Here is a 17027-nt window from a genome sequence, read left to right on the forward strand (position 1 = left end):
CAATGGTTGGTTGAAAGCACTCACCAGATCAGGCTGCAATAGTCAGCCTGACACCCAGCGCTTTCAGCAGTCGATGTACGGTATCCCAACGAGGTTGAGCTTTGCCATTGAATGCCTTGTAGAGGCTTTCCCGGTTGAGCCCGGTCTGTCTGGCCAGCTCGGTTACGCCCTTGTGCTTGACCACATCGCCCAGGGCGATAATGAACACGGCAGGATCATCGTCCAGATAGGCTTCGGTCAGGAATTCAGCAATTTCATTCTCCTGCAGCATTTCTACAGGGTTTATGGGGGTCAGTTTCAGAGCCATGAGTCAATCCTCCAATTGTTGCAACAGGTCTTTGGCCTTTTTAATGTCCCGGTTCTGGCTGGATTTGTCGCCACCGCACAGCAATATCACTATCTGCTGGTTGCGGAGCGTGTAGTAAAGACGATAGCCCTTGCCCACAAACAGGCGCATTTCACTGACGCCATCGCCTACCGGTTTGGTATCGCCCAGATTGCCCGCCTTTGCTCGGTTAATCCGCAGGGCAACCGCCTTGGCGGCTTGTCTGTCCCTCAGCTCCCGGAACCACTGATTAAATATTTCGGTCGAGACCACTTCGTATTTCATGGTTTAATCGTAGCTTACAGGCTACGCATTAGCAAACGAATAAAAGACTTGTTAACAAACATAACGGACTGTTATTGATTCGCTCCCATGCTCCAGCGTGGGAGCGTGATGAAAGATCCGGCAGCTGTCCCGACGGTGCGGATATTATGCGGCGATTTGCACTGAACAAGCAGAAAGGAAAATAAAATGGCTATTGAAATGAGTATGAAACTTTCCCCAAAACAAGCGGGGAAGCTTTACCAAAGAAGAATGAAACAAGAAGACAGTTCAAGAAGCTGTAAAAAGAAGTTGTTCTGCTGCGTGACGTTCTCTGGCAAGCCTTTGCGGGTGTAAGTTTATTGTTCAAGGTTAGAGATATGAGCCAAACACAAGAAAAAATAAGGCTGCATAATCGCAGCCCTATTTTGGTTATAAGTATAAGTAACGCATTATCATCCAGGTGTTTCTGCCAAACTTGGATTAAGCCCGTGGCATAAAACCCGCCTTTTTGTTCATTTCAGCTTACGGATTACCACCAAGCTTCAAACTGCACGCCGTATGTCCAGCCGCTGGCGTCTGTGCCAAAGGTGTTCATGATTTGATCTGGTGTGGTTCCTGTATCGAAGTATGAAAGACCTGCCGCACTGCATGCTTTTTCAGCGGCTTCAGATGCTTTGCAATCAGTATTGTCAAAAGCGTCCCAATCTGCGTAAGTGGCAAATACTCTGATCACTGGTCTGACAAAGGCTCCAAATTTAGGATGGAACTGCTGTGCAATGGTAAACTTCAACAGCTGGCTATCAAAAGAATTATTGTCAGCAGGCAAAGCTGATGAATAATAGGCATTCTCTACTTTGTCCCATCCCAGCTCGATAGCAGTACTGGTGATTTCGGTCCATTTCCAGATGGGTCTGATACCTGCAGTCAGCCAGGTTTTCTTGTCAGGCAAGGAAGCATCCAGTTTTTGAGCTTCTTCGTCGTATTCCACCTGAGTCCAGGCTGCAACATACATGATGTCCATCTGGTCACTCAGAGAGAATGAACCATGGTCAAGCACCCGATAGAGCTTGTTACCCTCAAACCACTCTGCTGTATTGATAAAGCGGCCGGTTGAGCCAACGCCCGGACCCGTCATGGCATCGCTGGCGTATTGCACTGCAAACTTGTTAAAGCCATCCAGAACCTCCCAGGTCAGCTCAGCTGTAACCAGCCATCCGTCTTTATCAAAAAGCTCCTTGTTTGCAATATTATCAGGAGGATTCCCCTTCCCGTAATCAACTCCCAGTTCAAGGCTGAGGTTGTCCATAAGTCTCAAATCTTTCAGTCTGAGATCAATGATATCTGTTTCAAGATTGGCTTTATTATTGGGATTAGTGATATCGAAATTAACTTCGGGTGTATTTCTTAGCCAGGCAATATCAAACTTGCCTATGCCAACGTCGATATCCTGAATCCCGGCACCGGGGCCAGAAACATCCCAGTAGTACCAATCGTTCATATGAACATCATGTCTCTGATAAAAGCGTTTGCCGGCCCAGAGCATGGCCTCCGGCATACCTTCCATGATATTCCTGGCCTGTAAGTTGACTTCTCTAAGGGCAAATTCGTTGTTGCCATAATAATCGTCGCCTGTTCCGGGCATTTCCCAGTCATTGTTCTGAAAAACTTTGTAGGCGATATTGGTATCCAGCCTGAACGAAGTGTTGTTATCATCCGACAGCTCAGCACCGAGCTTGAGCTCTGTGTAAGTTTCACACTCGTTACCCAGACGATATTTGGCGGGTGCTCCTGCCGCTTTAAAGCAGGCCTGATCTCCTCCCTCTGCTGAACGACCTATGCCCGAGCGGGCATAGCCATGAAAATCAACATTGACTTCTTCAAAGCCCCAGGAAAGCGCAGGGAGGGAAGCGAGAGAAATAACTCCAATACTGCGACCCAGAGCAGACAGAGTACTCTGTATCCGAATCATTGCCATTTACCTTGTGTGTGTACGACAGTTGACCAGAGCTAACCGTTGGCTAAGCTGCTCTGGTCTGTTGCCATGAAGATGCGGTTTTCCCGAGTTTCGGAGCCATTTCATGTTCATGGCGGCTTGAGTAAATAAACCGAATGGATCTGAGAATTATGTTTTCGGTGTACCCGTAGGAAATCTAGACCAGAGATTCACAATCAGCAAAGTAATTAAGAAAAAAGAGGAGTTAATACAGTTTTTTATCCAGCCTGGCTCAAATACGACTATGTTTGCAGACAGGCTCCCGGAGCCTGTGCAGCAATACTGTAACTGAGAGTGAAAAAATGCTGCATTTTATTGTTGATCGTGAATTCAGGTATACAGTTTATGAGTTTACTGAGAGGTATCGAAATATTCGGTACTGGAAATGGCCGAATTAAAGGATTATTAAAGGGGATGTTTTATAAAGAACGACAAGTGTCTGGCGTGATGAAAAAACAGTTTCTTTTCGCGTGTATTCTTGCCCCTGTCATAACCCTGATGGGCTGCTCTCATTTTAATAGCCGGGAAGAAACAATAAAGCAGCCTGACTCAGAAGGTAAAGTGTACAACTCAGTTAAGGACATTACTTGTCATCCATTAAGGTATCCTGCCGACAAAAAACAGGCTCGCATTGTCGTTAACGAGTTCACTTCAAGACTAAAACAATCCTCCGGAGAAACTCCGGTTCTGGCTTTCAGTCTGCCGCAAACGGGCATTCATAAAGTGACTATAAACAGCTATGTGGTCAAGGATGATGATAAGGAACAGCTGTTCTATCCAGCGGTTGCACTGCTCGATCAGTCTCATAACATCATAGCCAAGGTACCTGAACGTCAGATCAAGTATAAAAAGCCAGGGCTTACCAACGCTGAAAGTATTGAAGCTCAATTCACCATCGATAATGACAAGCTTTCCAGCGAACAGGCAGTTTGCATGCTTGTCTATACCACCGATGAACTGAGGAAAGGGAAAACAACCTTAATGAATGAGGCTAAGGAATATGCCAGAGCTTACGGTGTTGTTGCACCGCCGGTGCCTGATCCTGTCGCTATTCATGGCAATGCAGGGCATCTGGCCATCAGTATAAAAAGTTCAGAGGTGGCTTTTGCTTCAATGCCCAATACTCCTTTAGCTGCCTCTGCTGCTGTGATACCAGGAGCCTTGTCAGTGGAAGAGGATCCTTTTACAAAAGAAGTCCGGCAGCATTATGTTGATGCTGTTAATAAACACCTTAAGTCATGCGATATTGCAAGGGCTATGCTTGCAAGAGCTGAATTGGGAAACACTCTCAGGGATACGGAGGAATACTTTGTCGAACAGTATGGTAAGCCCGCCGATAAACTGAACTCCCCCAAAACTCCCGGTTTTGAAGACGGTTATACCGAGTATGCCGGGAAAGTCTTGTATCACTATCAATTGCAGGTATACGACTACCTGAAGACCGGTCAGGGTGCTGCAGCATTGAAGGTGATTGATCAAATCAAGGCTACCCTGGAAAAAGTGGATCAGCTGTTTGACCGATAGCCTTCGAAGACAGTTCGCTTGAGCTTGTCGACGTTTCGACAGGCTCAGGACGAATGGGGTGTGTCAACATTCTATCGGACAGTGGCGGGAATCTTGATATATCTTTAAATAGCCCTGAATTTGTAAAAGACATTGTTCAATTAATTGTTCAGGTAATACTGTTATGAATGTAATCTCTTACTCCAAAGCCAGAAACAATCTGAAGTCGCTGCTTGATCAGGTGGCCGAAGATGCTAACCACACCATTATCCACCGGCGGGAAGGTGAGGATGCGGTGATCATGTCACTGGACAGCTACAACAACCTGATGGAAAACCTTCATTTAATGTCATCTTCGAACAACATAAAACATTTGAACGAATCTATTGCCCAAATTGAGGCAGGTTAGGTTCCAGAAAAAGGCTTGATTGATGGCGAGGCATAAGACTAAGCATAAAAGGTTGATATGTTGGTCAGAAAAAGTCCGGAGTGATTATCTTTAAAGCCTGCCGTTTCCACTATTAAAGCAGCCGCATACATTTTTATACTTTGGTTGTGCTAAACCTAACCGCCCTTTCTAATCACTGACATATTGTTAAAAAACGACCGGTTGGATTCATCAGCAAAAATATTCTCCAGAGTGTCGGTTAACTTCCTGCGCCAGTTTGGATACTCTTCGCTGGTTCCCGGAATATTCACCGGGGATTCGATCTGTAACACCTCTTCCAGCTGAATCACTGTGATTTTTGATGCTGTCTTAGCCAGGTAATAATGAACTTTTTCCATTAAGTCCCTTGAGTATTCCATTGTGGAAATATCCTGCGGGTTCATGCCTTCAGGAAATTCATGGACGTTCGCAAGTGTTTTCAGCAAAGCCAGCTTTTCTCTGTGTCTTGCCTCTTTTTCTTGCTGAGCCCGGTTGTGATCATAAATGCCCAGTTGCAGGCGCAAATCCAGATCGAGGCAATTCCACCAGGCCTTCAGAGGAGGGATGTCATGATTACTGACACAGGTCAGAGCCATGGGTTTGTAATCCTGAGGTAGCGTGAAATGATCACCCAAACACTCGAACAGAGCCACTTCATTGGAGTAAAACAGGGCAGGAGGCAGAGAAGCTTCGATTTCAGGTGGGACGGTCCCAAGATCCTCTCCAAATACCAGACACTGACGACGATGGCTTTCCAGTTTGATAATGCCCAGAAAGTCATTCAGAGGATAATAGACATAGGCGCCATAATCAGCCGTTTTGCCTTTGGGGCACCACCAGAGCCTTAGCAGACCCATGACATGATCAATTCTCAAAGCCCCGCAGTGGTTCATATTGGCCTGAACCATTTCAATAAAGGGCTGGTACTGCTGAGCGATGAGTACCTGAGGATTAAAGGGAGGTAAACCCCAGTTCTGTCCCTGGGGCGCTACACCATCCGGGGGCGCACCAACGCCTGCATCCAGACAGTAAAGGTCGCGATGACTCCAGACATCGGCGCCGCCAGTGTCTGCGCCTACTGCCAAATCACGATAGATGCCAACCAGCATACCGGCTTCAATGGCCGCTTCCTGAGCTTTGGTCAGCTGATCTTCAGCCAGCCACTGCAAGTACATGTAGTACTGAATGCGTTTTCGGTTATGGCTGGCAAACTCTTTGACGGCACCGGATTCCGGGTTCTGGAACTGTGACTCCCAGCAAGGCCATCCCCAGTTATTGATGTCCAGCTTTTTGTAGTGCTCATAAATAGCTTCATAAAGGGCATGTCGCTCCAGAGCGGGGCCACGGTTTCTGCAAAAGTCCAGAAAAGCTTTTCCCCGCGAGCTTTCGGGGCTCAGGTGTTGCTTATGGAAGTGATCAAACAGTGTGTTCAGAAAACCAAACTTCAGCCATGCTACCAGACTGTAGTCCACATACTCTTCGTCTCTTGCCTGTTGCAGTTGTTCTTTGAACTCAGGATCTTCAAATTGTCTCTGAGCTTCTTCACATTCCCTGAAGTCCGTTATGGCCGTGATATCGATATACAACGGATTAATAAAGGTTCGGCTCGATGGGCTGTAGGGGCTGGCATGAAGAGGGTTGGCCGGGTACAGGGCGTGAATAGGGTTCAGGCCGACAATGTCTGCGCCCTGTTCCGCCAGTTGAGTCGCTAACTGACTCAGGCCGGAAAAGTCACCTATGCCCCAATCATGATCGGTTCGAAGAGTGTATAACTGGATAGCACAGCCCCATAGTTTATTTCCACTCCCAAGTCTCTCAGGTTCATAGCAGGTTTCAGGAGCAATAATGATCAGAGCGCTGTCTTGCATCTTGTCACTTTGCAGAGAGAGCCGGTGGTAGCCAAGGGGTAAAGCATCCGGTAAGTTGAACGTCAAGTGGTGGTAGGTTCTTCCCTCAAATGTGCGACTGGCCTCTATGGGCATATCGCTGGTATTCAGGGTCAGAGAGTGGTGGCCAGCGGTTTCCAGTATTATTTCACCTTCGAACAGATGACCCAGCTGCTGATCCTCAAGGTACAGGCTGACCTGATAGCTTTGACCTTTAGTGAAGACTGACACGGGATGGAGTGGTTGCTGCCACTTTTGCTGTTCAATGTCTGCTATCGCTTGCTTTATCGAGTCGTCAGATTCAACGTTTAATCCCATGGCACCAAGAATCGGCAGTTTGTATTCAGTGGGGACGCTGACTGGCTTACCCGCCCAGTCACTGTATTCTCCGGAAACGCGATAGTATCGGGCCAGCTGCTCAATCAGTTCAGGATCAGACATAGCGGTCTCTCTCACAAGTCGTAGGCTGGCGCCCGGGTACGACGAAAAGCTATGCCCTCAGCATTGAAGAGGTGACAAAATTGGACCGGAAGCTCAATTTTCATCTTGCTGCCTGCTTCACGCTTTTTCGAGTCTTCTACCCGAACAATGAAGTTTTCTCGAATGGTATCGTGGCTCATGTATATGTAAGATTCGGCTCCCAGACGTTCCAGCGTTTCGACCTTGCCTTCAACCGCATTACCGTTGTCTGTTTCAGCCAGAGCATCTTCCGGTCGAATGCCCAAGACGACCCGCTCACCCTTGTTGGCACCCTGACTGTCAACGTTAGCCCGTAGCATTTCCCCGGTGGTCAACTTGAGTCGTGTTTCGTTGTTGCCGGTTTCTTCAATAAAACCATCAAAGAAATTCATTTTGGGTGAACCGATAAATCCGGCAACGAACAGGTTGGCAGGTTGGTGATAAAGTTCCAGTGGCTTCCCAACCTGCTCCAGGTTACTTTCTGCTCCCTGAGCCAGAGGACTCAGGACAACGATCTGATCTGCCAGAGTCATCGCTTCAACCTGGTCATGGGTAACGTAAATAGAGGTTGTTTGCAGACGGTTGTGCAGTCGGGCTATTTCCTGCCGCATCTGAACCCGAAGCGCGACATCGAGATTGGACAGCGGCTCATCAAACAAAAACACCCTGGGCTGCTGCACGATGGATCGGCCGATAGCCACCCTTTGTCGTTGACCTCCGGACATGGCTTTTGGCTTTCGATCCAACAGGGCCTCCAGTTGGAGAATGCGGGCGGCTTCTTCAACCCGGCTGTTGATCAATGATTTGTCGGCTTTTGCCAGCTTGAGGCCGAAGGCCATATTTTTAGCAACGGACATATGAGGGTAGAGCGCATAAGACTGGAAGACCATGCCCACCCTGCGTTCGTTGGGTGGCCAGTCATTCACCTGCTCCCCGGCAATATACATTTCACCCTCAGTGATATCCTCAAGACCACAGACCATTCGAAGCAGAGTGGACTTACCGCAGCCAGAAGGCCCGATAAATGCTATAAATTCACCCTCGGCAATGTTCAGGTTGATGTTCTTGAGAACCCAGGTCCTGCCCTGGTCGTAGCTTTTGGAAATATTAACAAGCTTAACTTCAGCCATAAGTTTTTCCGTTTTTCATTCGCAGCGCCCGCCAGACTGCTAGCAGCCTGTCGGACTTAAGGCTGTCCTACTGCGGTTGCAATAAATTGGTCTAAAAATTCCTGCTTCTTCGTCAAATAGCTCGCTATTCTCCTCAGAAGCAGAAATTTTTATCCTCAATTTCTTGCAATCCTCGCTACGGACGCTTAAGTCCGACAGGCTGCTAGCCTTTCACGCCACCTGAAGTCAGACCACCGACAATCCAGCGCTGGCACAACAGGAAAATAATAGAGATGGGCAGACCCGACAGAACGGCTGCCGCAGCAAAATCACCCCAGAGATAATTTTGTGGATTCAGGTATTGTCTGGAGCCAACCGCCAGCGTCAGGTTATCCATACTCTGCAAAAGCACTGAAGCTACCGGGTATTCAGCAATACTGGTAATAAAGGCCAGGATGAATACCACCGCCAGAATGGGCGTTGAAAGTGGCAGTAACACAAAACGAAACGCCTGCCAGGGCGTTGCTCCGTCGATCGCTGCTGCCTCTTCAAGGGATGAATCTATCGTTTCGAAGTAGCCCTTGATCAACCAGATGTGCAGAGCCAGTCCACCCAGATAAGCGACAGTCACCGAACCCAGAGTGTCCAGTCCTAACCAGGGAACATAGTTGCCTATCTGTTCAAACAGTGAGTATATGGCGACCAGTGCCAGTACGGCTGGAAACATCTGCAAAATCATCATGGCGGTCAGCATGGACTCCTTGAACCGGAATCTCAGTCTGGCGAATGCGTAGGCTCCCGTGGTTGAGAGCAGCAGAATCAACACGGTGGAAATAAACGCCACTTTGACAGAATTCCATAACCAGAGAAGGACCGGAAAGGGAGGCTGAGTGATGGAGCCATCGGCATTCTCCCAGGGAATACCAAAAGCCAGATACCAGTGCTCCAGACTGGGGTTGCGGGGTATCAGGTCTCCGGTGGCGAAATTACCGGAACGGAAAGACACCGAAATGATCATCAGGAAGGGAAACATGATCAGACAGAGAAACAGAATCATAAAAATTCTTGCGAACCACACCCGGTATTTCAGGTTTCTAGGCTGTACCATAATAGTCGTTCACTCCATTACCCGTTTGGTCGCTTTCAGGTTCACCCAGGCTATGACACCCACCATGATGAAGATGAAGGTGGCTATAGCGGAGGCCAGGCCGTAATCCTGACCGTACTGACCAAATGCAATGCGGAAGGTATAGCTCACCAGAATGTCGGTGGCACCGGCTGGTGTGCTGGCACCAATGATATTGGGAGCACCATCAGTCAGCAGTGCAATCAGAACCAGATTGTTGAAGTTGAATGCAAAGCTGGCGATCAACATCGGCGTTAGTGGCTTTATGATCATCGGGAAAGTGATGCTGAAGAAGTTCTGTATTGGGGAGGCGCCGTCTATGGCTGAAGCTTCGTAAAGAGTATCCGGAATAGACTTTAACAGGCCAATGGCGAGAATCATCATGTAGGGATAACCCAGCCAGGTATTAACGATCAGGACCATGGTTTTAGCCAGATACTCATTGCTGAACCATTCCGGTTGGATACCCAATAGCAGGTTCAGCAACATATTAATTTCACCAAAATTCTGATTAAACAGGCCTCTGAAAATTAAAATAGAAATAAAGGCCGGGACGGCATAAGGGAGTATTAACAGCAATCGGTAAACGCCATTGCCCTTGAGGGGTTCCCATTGCACCAGACAGGCCATGAGCAAACCTACAGTCATGGTAAAGAGTACCGAGAGAGCAGCAAATACCAGAGTCCAGATGAAAATTTGTAAAAAAGGGCCCTGGATACCAGGATCTTTGAGAACCCGAACGAAATTATCCCAGCCGTTATAGACGACAAAGCCTGGTCCTACTTGCTCACCTGCGGAATCAGGCTGTCCTTCAGGCACTTCGATATAGTAGCCCGTTGTATGATCAGGCTTTAGCAGGTTGCCATTGCGGGTATCTTGCAGAATATCATTACCCATGTCCCGGTAGATTTTTGACATGGGACCAAACTTTCTCAGGCTGGTCATTGTCAGCTCGGTGTTGTCAGGCAGTTCTACGGCTAGTTTTTTGAGAATATTCCGAAGCCTTATAGTATCCCTGAGTGGTAATTTATTACCTTCAGGAAGGTCCGGTGAAAAGTCAGCTTTCAGTGGCGTTGGAATGACCGTTTCGTTGAACGGCTGGCTTACGAGGTGCTTGTCTGTCTCCTTGTTGCTGATGAAAAGAATTCGATAATTGGCTCCTTGCTGATAGATCTTGAAATGATAGGACTCACCTTCTGCTCTGTAGGTTTTGCCCAGATGTTGGGTTTTGACGCGCTCCAAAGATAAGAGATGGCTGGAGCTGTAATTTGTGAATGCGACATATACCGTATAAATAAGGGGGAAAACTATAAATACCGATACCCCCAGAAGAGCAGGGAAAACATACCGGTAGTTGTAGCCCTTATGGCTGATGAATACCCAGGTACCGACACAGGCAATTAAAAGAATAATCAGAGCAAAGGCAATTTCTCCCCGGGCGTACATTAAGGTCACGCCATAGAGCAGTATCAGGTCAATCAGGGCAACTACTCCCCACACCAACCAGATCATTGGGCTCTGTGCTTTCTGATCAGCCTCCATAAAGTTGCCTCCCGGGGCAGATTTAACTCACATATTCTGATGTCGAGAGCGTGACACTGTAGGAATCACTCAAGAAATTACACGTCGTATTTCATAGCATTGATGTAACTGGAAGGCGGCTGACTGCTAAAAGGGCTAACGAAAATATGGTACACCGGCCTGTCAGAGTCAGCCTGTCGGGAACCTGTCAGAGTCAGTCTCCTAGACTGACAGCCTAGTCGACAATCTGCTTGGCTGCTTCATTAAGCGCGCTCTTGTAATCCTGTCTGCCGGAGGTGATGTTCATCAGTGCAGACTCCATAGCCGACCAGAATTTTCCCATTTCCGGTACATTGGGCATGAGCAAACCATTGATGGCATTATCGTAAGTAACCTTGATGCGAGGATCTTTTTCCAATTCTTTCATGTAGCTTTTGTTGACCACAGCACCTAGCGGAACATCACTGTTCATAGTACGAAGACCGTCGTCTGTTAGCAGGTAATTTTCAAGAAACTCTCTGGACAGGGCTTTGTTGGGACTGGCACTGTTCAGAGTGGCCCCCCAGACGCCGACAAATGCCTTTGAACGCTGGCCATTGATGCCAGGCAAAGCTGCCACACCATAATTCAGATTTTTGCCGTCGATTTTGGTCTTGTCGAGGTTTGACCAGGCCCAGGGGCCCGTAATCATCATGGCTGCCTGACCCTTGTTGAAGCTGGATTCCATGACTCCATAATCAACACCTCTGGGCATAACGCCTTTATCAATCAGCTCGGTCAGCATTTTTGCACCGGCCATGGCGCCGGCATTATTGACTCCGGTGTCTTTGACATCATAACCTGTTGGTGTTTTCTTGAAGACATAACCGCCATCTGCAGCGAGCATGGGCATAGTGAAGTAAGGCTGGATCTGATCCCACATAATGGTGGTGACTTTACCTTCTTTGCTTTTAGCCAACTTGTCCTTGAGGGGAAACATTTCTTCAAATGAGCTGGGAGGGTCTGGTAACAGATCTTTGTTGTAGATCAGGCTGATGGCTTCCATAGAGACAGGATAACCATAGATTTTGCCGTTGACTGTCATGGCTTCCCAGCCCAGATCGTCAATTTTGCTTTTGAAATCCGGGGCCGGGTTTACAGAAGACAGGAGGCCACTCTGGGCCCATTCACCGTATCGGTCATGGGCCCAGAACAGAATGTCCGGTCCACCACCTGACGCTGCCGCCTGTTGAAAACGATCGGTAATATTTTCCGGAATCTCAACCTTTACTTTGATTCCAGTGTCTTTCTCAAACCCTTTGCCTACTTCCCGGATACCGTTGTAGGCCTTGTCACCGCCTACCCAGATCACCAATTCATCATCCTGAAAGGAATAGGCCTGAAACGGGCCGAGGACTGCCCCCAGAGTGATAGCAGCTGCAGCTACGGTTTTGCAAAGCGGAGTTCTCAGTAATTTGATCATCAGTCAACGGCTCCCGATCAATTTCGCTGTTCAGAAAAAAGCGCAGGGGCCTTCGCAGTGATAAACCACAAGCGCCTTCTGTAAGACAAGCTTCACACGCAACCGGAAGTGACCCTCTCCGGTCAGCCTCCTGATAGTTCCATTACATGACTTGAATGATCGGTTGAGAATGAAGGTTCGTTTTTTCAGACAGAATCAGAGGATTGCTGTCCGAGATGAAAGAAAACTTATTCAATAATAGCGGCAGAATTGAAGGGCAGTGATGATGTAGAGAATAATTTTTTTCAAGGCATTGTTTTTTACATAATTTTCTAAAAAAGCAAGTTCATATTATTTTTTTTAATCACCGGAAAGAGTGAGGAGCATAGTCTTTTTAGCGCAGAGAGGGACAGCCCGGAGTCCGACAGGACTCCCGGTGCGTTCTATCCTGCTGCTCAATGTTTTACTTGAGCACTTCATGGTGGCAGCGCCAACCTTAATTCTGAAAAGGTTTTACAGCAGCGAATGTGGGGTGATCACTTTTTTGACTGCTTCTTGCTCCGGGGACTGTCGCAAAACCTCATCAAATTGCTTTCGGGCTTCGCGACAGTCTCAGGTGCATGGGAAGGAGACAAATCATGCTTGACGTTTAAGGCGCTCTTTTACTCTAGCAAGTAAACTATCCAGATCTTCTGTAGATTCAGGAGGTTCAGAAGATTCAGGATCTTCTGAATCAACTTTTATTGTAATGATGCCTGTTGGAAATATGTCATCAGCAGCCTTGTCTTGTGCAAGAAATCCTTCTAATTCATGTTCTGAAAGCAGTGACAGTAACCATTCTACAGATTCTATTTCACTACCTCCGGACCACGGATCGTGAACGACTAATTTATCCCCAATAATGCCTATTAACAGGGCATAATGACCATAGAAGTTATTTTCTCTATATGAAAGAAGAATAGGTGCCTCAGAAATCAGTTCAGTTAAAGATTTAACTAATTCTTCTTTCGGTACAGATGAATCAGGGAATTGCAATTCAGATAATTTGAAACTTGAATGATCAGCCTCTTCGTATACTTTTTTTAATGACAATCCTTTAAATATTCCTCTTGGGTTGGTAGAAAGTGATTCAACTTTTTTTGAGTTTGTCGTGGTAGCACGTAATGGGTTATCGCCATAAAATCTTCTGAGCATTTCTACACAGGCATCACCACAGAGGTTAAAATGCCCTTGATGAATGTAGTTAACAGCATGAATATGGCTTGCGGCTTCTACAGTCCTACCTTTAAATTTTTTCTGTTCAGCTTCTAACTTTTTTGTGTCATTGGTAGCATTAAAATGCCAAATTGCTCTGAATGGGCCTCTTAGTTTCATATTTTATCCATTTTTTATTTATCAATTATCAGACTCAGATGCTGACCCACTATTTTGGCATTTCTTTTTCTGGCTTCTTCTTTTCAGTTTTATCATCCGTTGACAGGAATGAGGGAGGTATATCTCTTTTGCTTCCAATCCTTGGCATGGCGAATTCCTATTCACAGGTTCTCTCTATTAATAGTTGTATAGCAAAAACCTTATTACGGGACAATGATGTGAGGCAGTTTAGGGAATACTGAAAACTTATTATTTACAGGCTTCCGTATGATTGAATCTCGCTGTATTTGGAGTCACTGTCTGTACAAAATTCCATTAGGGTACCACTCTCTCTAACTTTATTTTCATAGCGAGATCAAAGGATTGTTCATGCCCACCCCGCTGGAGCATCCTCCTGAGCATCAGGCTTCACTATCTTCTTCGGTACCAGCATTTCCCTCTCTACCAGGAGGTCATTGTCGCTGAAAAAAAAGTGGTGTCGCATCTCGCTGACCACATCAATCCCCCGCTGTTTCAGCACTTTTTGGGCTGCTTCCGAGGCCAGCGTGGTTTGCGTCAGGGTGCCCGTATTCATCCGAATACCTTCGCTTTTCAGCCGTTGCACCTCTCTCTCCAATGCCTGTTGTGTTGCCGGGTTCAGCAGCGACGGGTCATGTCTGTATTGCATCTTTTCCAGCAGCGTCATTTTGGCTGGAATGGCCACCTGCTGAAGATCATACCAGCTGTTATGAATACCACGAGTGATCCCTTTTTTCTGATCAGCTTTGCAGGCTTTGTGGCTGGGGTCTGAACAGACTACAATTCCGGCCTCCTGAGCCATTTTGCGCCGGACATTGTCATCAATAAACTGGTTCATTCTCTGCACTGGCTCAGTGGTCCATTCAAAGTTTTCAGAGATCTTTGCGCCATTGGCAGCAAGACCGTAGACCTGGGTGTAGTTTTTTTTGCGCCAATCTTGAAGTTGCCCGGTGACCTGCGCCAGATCAGCCGCACCGTGCATGGCGGCTTCCAGATGACGTTGGAATTCACCCTTGTCGTCAGGTTCGGAGGTGAAGTCTCTGCTCAGCTGCGATGGTAAGTCAAGACGTGCAGCGTCAAAACCTGAAGATTGAGTCACCATGAATCCGGGAAAATCAGGCTTAACCCCAAAAACCCGGATAATGTCCATTCGATCCGCAAAGCGTAATATGCGCAGATACCAGCGCACAGCATCAGACAGTTTCTGCTTATCGCCACCATTGACATCATTTTCCTTGCTGACCATCGCCAGTGCCACGTCATCCAGAAGCTGTTCAGGGTAGTGCCCGGTCAGGTCCCGTTTGAAGTAATAAGCTGACCTTGTTTCTTCCGCTGATTTATCGACATCTTCGGCAGCGGCGTCATGGTAGATTATCGCCAGCGCCAGGAGTTCTTTTTCTTTCGGGCTCAGGTAATGCTGCTCAAATTCCTCCAGCAACTCCATATACCAGAGCCCATTATTCCTGGCCCGCAGGACATGACTGCAGCTGTGCAGCGGTTTCCATACTATTGGCAAGCTCTGTCCGCCAAGGCTCCTGATCACGCGTTCCGGACCCGGACGGCGGTAATAATGCTGCAATACCTTCAGGATGGTTTTTTCATTATCACCGACATGATCAGGCAGGACCGGCGGTTTACTGAACGCCTCCACCAGAAACTGTAATGCCGTTGGTGCCTTGGCTGTCAATGGTGTCGCCAGGTCGCGGGAATTCTTCATATCCAGAGATTGTTTCAGGTCCGCGACGTCCTGCTGAGCTTGCTGAAGATGCTCTGGCCAATTCTGGTAGAAAGCATGTGTTTCCCGTTGTTCCCAGAGTGTTTTAAGCCATTCGATATAATCGTGCGGAGCAAGATCATCTATAACCTTCTCACCTTCACGATATTCCCTCTGCAAACTGGATTTAAGAGATTCCAGAAAGTTTCTGCTTAGGGGAGCCCCATAGTGAAACAGGGCTAGTAAGTGAGACTGCATGATGTCGAGAGGAGACTCGGGTTGACCATCACTTGAATATCGTAGCACCAGCTCTTCCAGGGCGTCCTGCAGTTGCTGTTGATTAAGCCCCTGGCAAATGCGGTCTAATTCAACAACTGCTCCAGGGCAGGCGGTCAAAGGTAGCTTCCTGAGATGGAGCGGAGTCAGGAATTCAAATGGTCTAAAGGCAGCCAGCATACAATTCATTATGCCCAGTGGCATTGGGTTAACGTCAAAACGATTCATCCAGTAAACGAATTCCACGCACCAATGTCGTGGCAGACTTGCTCCACTGTCCAAAAGCAGCTGAAACATTTGGCAAGCTACTTCCTCCTGTTTCTGAATTTGCTTCTCCTGAGGCTGTCCGTTTCTGAGCCTTTTGGAACACAGGAGCATTTCAAGCAAAGATTCAAAACATCCTTCATGAAAAAAATGCTGGTGAATGGGGAAGCCACTTTCTTTTAATTTCAGAAGCTGCTCATAACTGTATGAATCAGGATCATCCACCAGTTTGATGGCTTGTTGCAATTTGTGCTCAGTATCCGGTGATACGGTTAATTCCGAACTCAGTGCCTCTGTCCGCAAAGACATTGGTAGCAGATTCAACATGCCTCTTAAATTTTCCGGGGCTATGCTCTGTGACATCGAAAAATAATCCAGACAATCCTCATTCCTGGCCAGGTGTTTGTTGTCCAGTTCATCATCAAAATAGACCTGAACAGAACCTGTGCGGTGGCAATAAACAACCAGAGGCAAGGGTTTAAGCTCTAATACCTTTTCACACTGGCGTTTGTTCCGAAGGGTATCGGCAATATTTGTCTGTACATCGTTGTATACACAGAAGCATTTGATGTCTTCTTTGCCATATTTAATGAGCACCAGTTCCGGGTAATCAAGTGGAGGGGTGGCATTGTCGGGTTTCAACTTTGGTAAACTGAACGTTCCATCCGCTTGCAGATGTCCCGAAGTGAAACGGTGAGGATAAACTCTCCAGATGACCTGATTGCCATGCTCAAGACGTCTATCGAGCGTTGATTGCAGATCAGGCAGTAGTTTTGCTCGCAGTGTTTCCGGAGTTGCGCCAAAATCTGCCAGCAGATGTACGGTAGCTGCATCACGTTTATAGACATATAGGCATTGTGGATCAACAATGCCTACCATCCATTTGCCAAACTCTATTTCCGGCATGGGCTTAATGGGCATCATCCCCCCCGGCAGGGCGAGGGTAAAGGGTCTCGGCGTTCCCTTACCTGAAAAGTAATTTTTTTCTTTAGTCAATCTAATTTGCCGAAACGCCAGACGACCACTCTCAGCAGCCCGCAGTAGCTCTTGTCGCTCATACTCCCTGGGATGACAGGGTGGCAGCTGGCGGGTCGATTCGCAGATTGTCCATTGGCCAGAGGCCGTCACCGCACGGGTGTCAACGTTTGGTTGAGGTTGAGGGCACGTGCTGGCAGAGGCTCGCCTTCCATGGACAACATTCATGGTAATACTCCAGTAAAACTTATTATTTACCCACTTCCGTGAGGGTGGATTCTATGGTTCTTGGAGTAACCGGCTGGTAAAAAGTTCCATTACAGTCTGTTGTCCGTAACTGTATTTTCAGAGC

General features: G+C 47.4%; 12 protein-coding genes. 2 read left to right on the forward strand and 10 right to left on the reverse strand.

Features of this window, described 5'->3' with window-relative positions:
* Window positions 1-28: 28 nt before the first annotated feature.
* The 3 genes from KBW69_RS08720 to lamB form a co-directional block, all read right to left on the reverse strand.
* Window positions 29-307, reverse strand: a complete 279-nt coding sequence (locus KBW69_RS08720; RefSeq protein WP_257276296.1) for an addiction module antidote protein — start codon at window positions 305-307, stop codon at window positions 29-31.
* Window positions 308-310: 3 nt separating this feature from the next.
* Window positions 311-610 carry a type II toxin-antitoxin system RelE/ParE family toxin gene (locus tag KBW69_RS08725; RefSeq protein ID WP_257276295.1) on the reverse strand — a complete coding sequence of 100 codons (300 nt, stop codon included), beginning with the start codon at window positions 608-610 and terminating at the stop codon, window positions 311-313.
* 508 nt (window positions 611-1118) lie between these two features.
* A complete protein-coding gene (gene lamB / locus KBW69_RS08730) occupies window positions 1119-2558 on the reverse strand; it encodes a maltoporin LamB (RefSeq protein WP_257280618.1) in 1440 nt (479 codons plus the stop codon).
* A 369-nt stretch (window positions 2559-2927) separates the two neighbouring features.
* On the opposite strand from lamB, the gene KBW69_RS08735 reads away from it, so the two are divergent.
* On the forward strand, window positions 2928-4106 hold the full coding sequence (locus KBW69_RS08735; RefSeq protein WP_257280619.1) for a MalM family protein: 1179 nt from the start codon (window positions 2928-2930) through the stop codon (window positions 4104-4106).
* Window positions 4107-4269: 163 nt separating this feature from the next.
* On the forward strand, window positions 4270-4494 hold the full coding sequence (locus KBW69_RS08740; protein WP_257280620.1) for a type II toxin-antitoxin system Phd/YefM family antitoxin: 225 nt from the start codon (window positions 4270-4272) through the stop codon (window positions 4492-4494).
* A gap of 155 nt (window positions 4495-4649) precedes the next feature.
* On the opposite strand, the gene malQ is transcribed toward KBW69_RS08740, so the two are convergent.
* The 7 genes from malQ to KBW69_RS08775 form a co-directional block, all read right to left on the reverse strand.
* Entirely contained in the window at window positions 4650-6839 is a 2190-nt protein-coding gene (gene malQ, locus KBW69_RS08745; protein WP_257280621.1) for a 4-alpha-glucanotransferase, read from the reverse strand.
* Window positions 6840-6850: 11 nt separating this feature from the next.
* Window positions 6851-7987 (reverse strand): ABC transporter ATP-binding protein, encoded by a 1137-nt coding sequence (locus tag KBW69_RS08750; RefSeq protein WP_257274828.1) that lies wholly within the window; start codon window positions 7985-7987, stop codon window positions 6851-6853.
* Between the two features lie 202 nt (window positions 7988-8189).
* The gene (malG, locus tag KBW69_RS08755) at window positions 8190-9074 is read right to left on the reverse strand and encodes a maltose ABC transporter permease MalG (RefSeq protein ID WP_257275909.1); all 885 of its coding nucleotides are present in this window, start codon (window positions 9072-9074) and stop codon (window positions 8190-8192) included.
* A 9-nt stretch (window positions 9075-9083) separates the two neighbouring features.
* Entirely contained in the window at window positions 9084-10634 is a 1551-nt protein-coding gene (gene malF / locus KBW69_RS08760; protein WP_257275911.1) for a maltose ABC transporter permease MalF, read from the reverse strand.
* A 214-nt stretch (window positions 10635-10848) separates the two neighbouring features.
* Complete coding sequence (malE, locus tag KBW69_RS08765; RefSeq protein WP_257280622.1) at window positions 10849-12075, reverse strand: maltose/maltodextrin ABC transporter substrate-binding protein MalE; 1227 nt, start codon at window positions 12073-12075, stop codon at window positions 10849-10851.
* 615 nt (window positions 12076-12690) lie between these two features.
* Entirely contained in the window at window positions 12691-13428 is a 738-nt protein-coding gene (locus KBW69_RS08770; protein WP_257280623.1) for a C39 family peptidase, read from the reverse strand.
* Between the two features lie 367 nt (window positions 13429-13795).
* Entirely contained in the window at window positions 13796-16903 is a 3108-nt protein-coding gene (locus KBW69_RS08775; RefSeq protein WP_257280624.1) for a hypothetical protein, read from the reverse strand.
* Window positions 16904-17027: the final 124 nt, after the last annotated feature.

Source organism: Endozoicomonas sp. ISHI1, from assembly GCF_024606225.1.
Lineage (GTDB): Bacteria > Pseudomonadota > Gammaproteobacteria > Pseudomonadales > Endozoicomonadaceae > Endozoicomonas_A.

Excerpts from the sequence above, each read along its gene's own strand:
- KBW69_RS08740 (WP_257280620.1), top strand. The coding sequence starts at position 4,270 with ATGAATGTAATCTCTTACTCCAAAGCCAGAAACAATCTGAAGTCGCTG.
- KBW69_RS08735 (WP_257280619.1), top strand. The coding sequence starts at position 2,928 with ATGAGTTTACTGAGAGGTATCGAAATATTCGGTACTGGAAATGGCCGA.
- lamB (WP_257280618.1), bottom strand. The coding sequence starts at position 2,558 with ATGATTCGGATACAGAGTACTCTGTCTGCTCTGGGTCGCAGTATTGGA.
- KBW69_RS08725 (WP_257276295.1), bottom strand. The coding sequence starts at position 610 with ATGAAATACGAAGTGGTCTCGACCGAAATATTTAATCAGTGGTTCCGG.
- KBW69_RS08770 (WP_257280623.1), bottom strand. The coding sequence starts at position 13,428 with ATGAAACTAAGAGGCCCATTCAGAGCAATTTGGCATTTTAATGCTACC.
- KBW69_RS08775 (WP_257280624.1), bottom strand. The coding sequence starts at position 16,903 with ATGAATGTTGTCCATGGAAGGCGAGCCTCTGCCAGCACGTGCCCTCAA.
- malE (WP_257280622.1), bottom strand. The coding sequence starts at position 12,075 with ATGATCAAATTACTGAGAACTCCGCTTTGCAAAACCGTAGCTGCAGCT.
- malQ (WP_257280621.1), bottom strand. The coding sequence starts at position 6,839 with ATGTCTGATCCTGAACTGATTGAGCAGCTGGCCCGATACTATCGCGTT.
- KBW69_RS08750 (WP_257274828.1), bottom strand. The coding sequence starts at position 7,987 with ATGGCTGAAGTTAAGCTTGTTAATATTTCCAAAAGCTACGACCAGGGC.
- malF (WP_257275911.1), bottom strand. The coding sequence starts at position 10,634 with ATGGAGGCTGATCAGAAAGCACAGAGCCCAATGATCTGGTTGGTGTGG.
- malG (WP_257275909.1), bottom strand. The coding sequence starts at position 9,074 with ATGGTACAGCCTAGAAACCTGAAATACCGGGTGTGGTTCGCAAGAATT.
- KBW69_RS08720 (WP_257276296.1), bottom strand. The coding sequence starts at position 307 with ATGGCTCTGAAACTGACCCCCATAAACCCTGTAGAAATGCTGCAGGAG.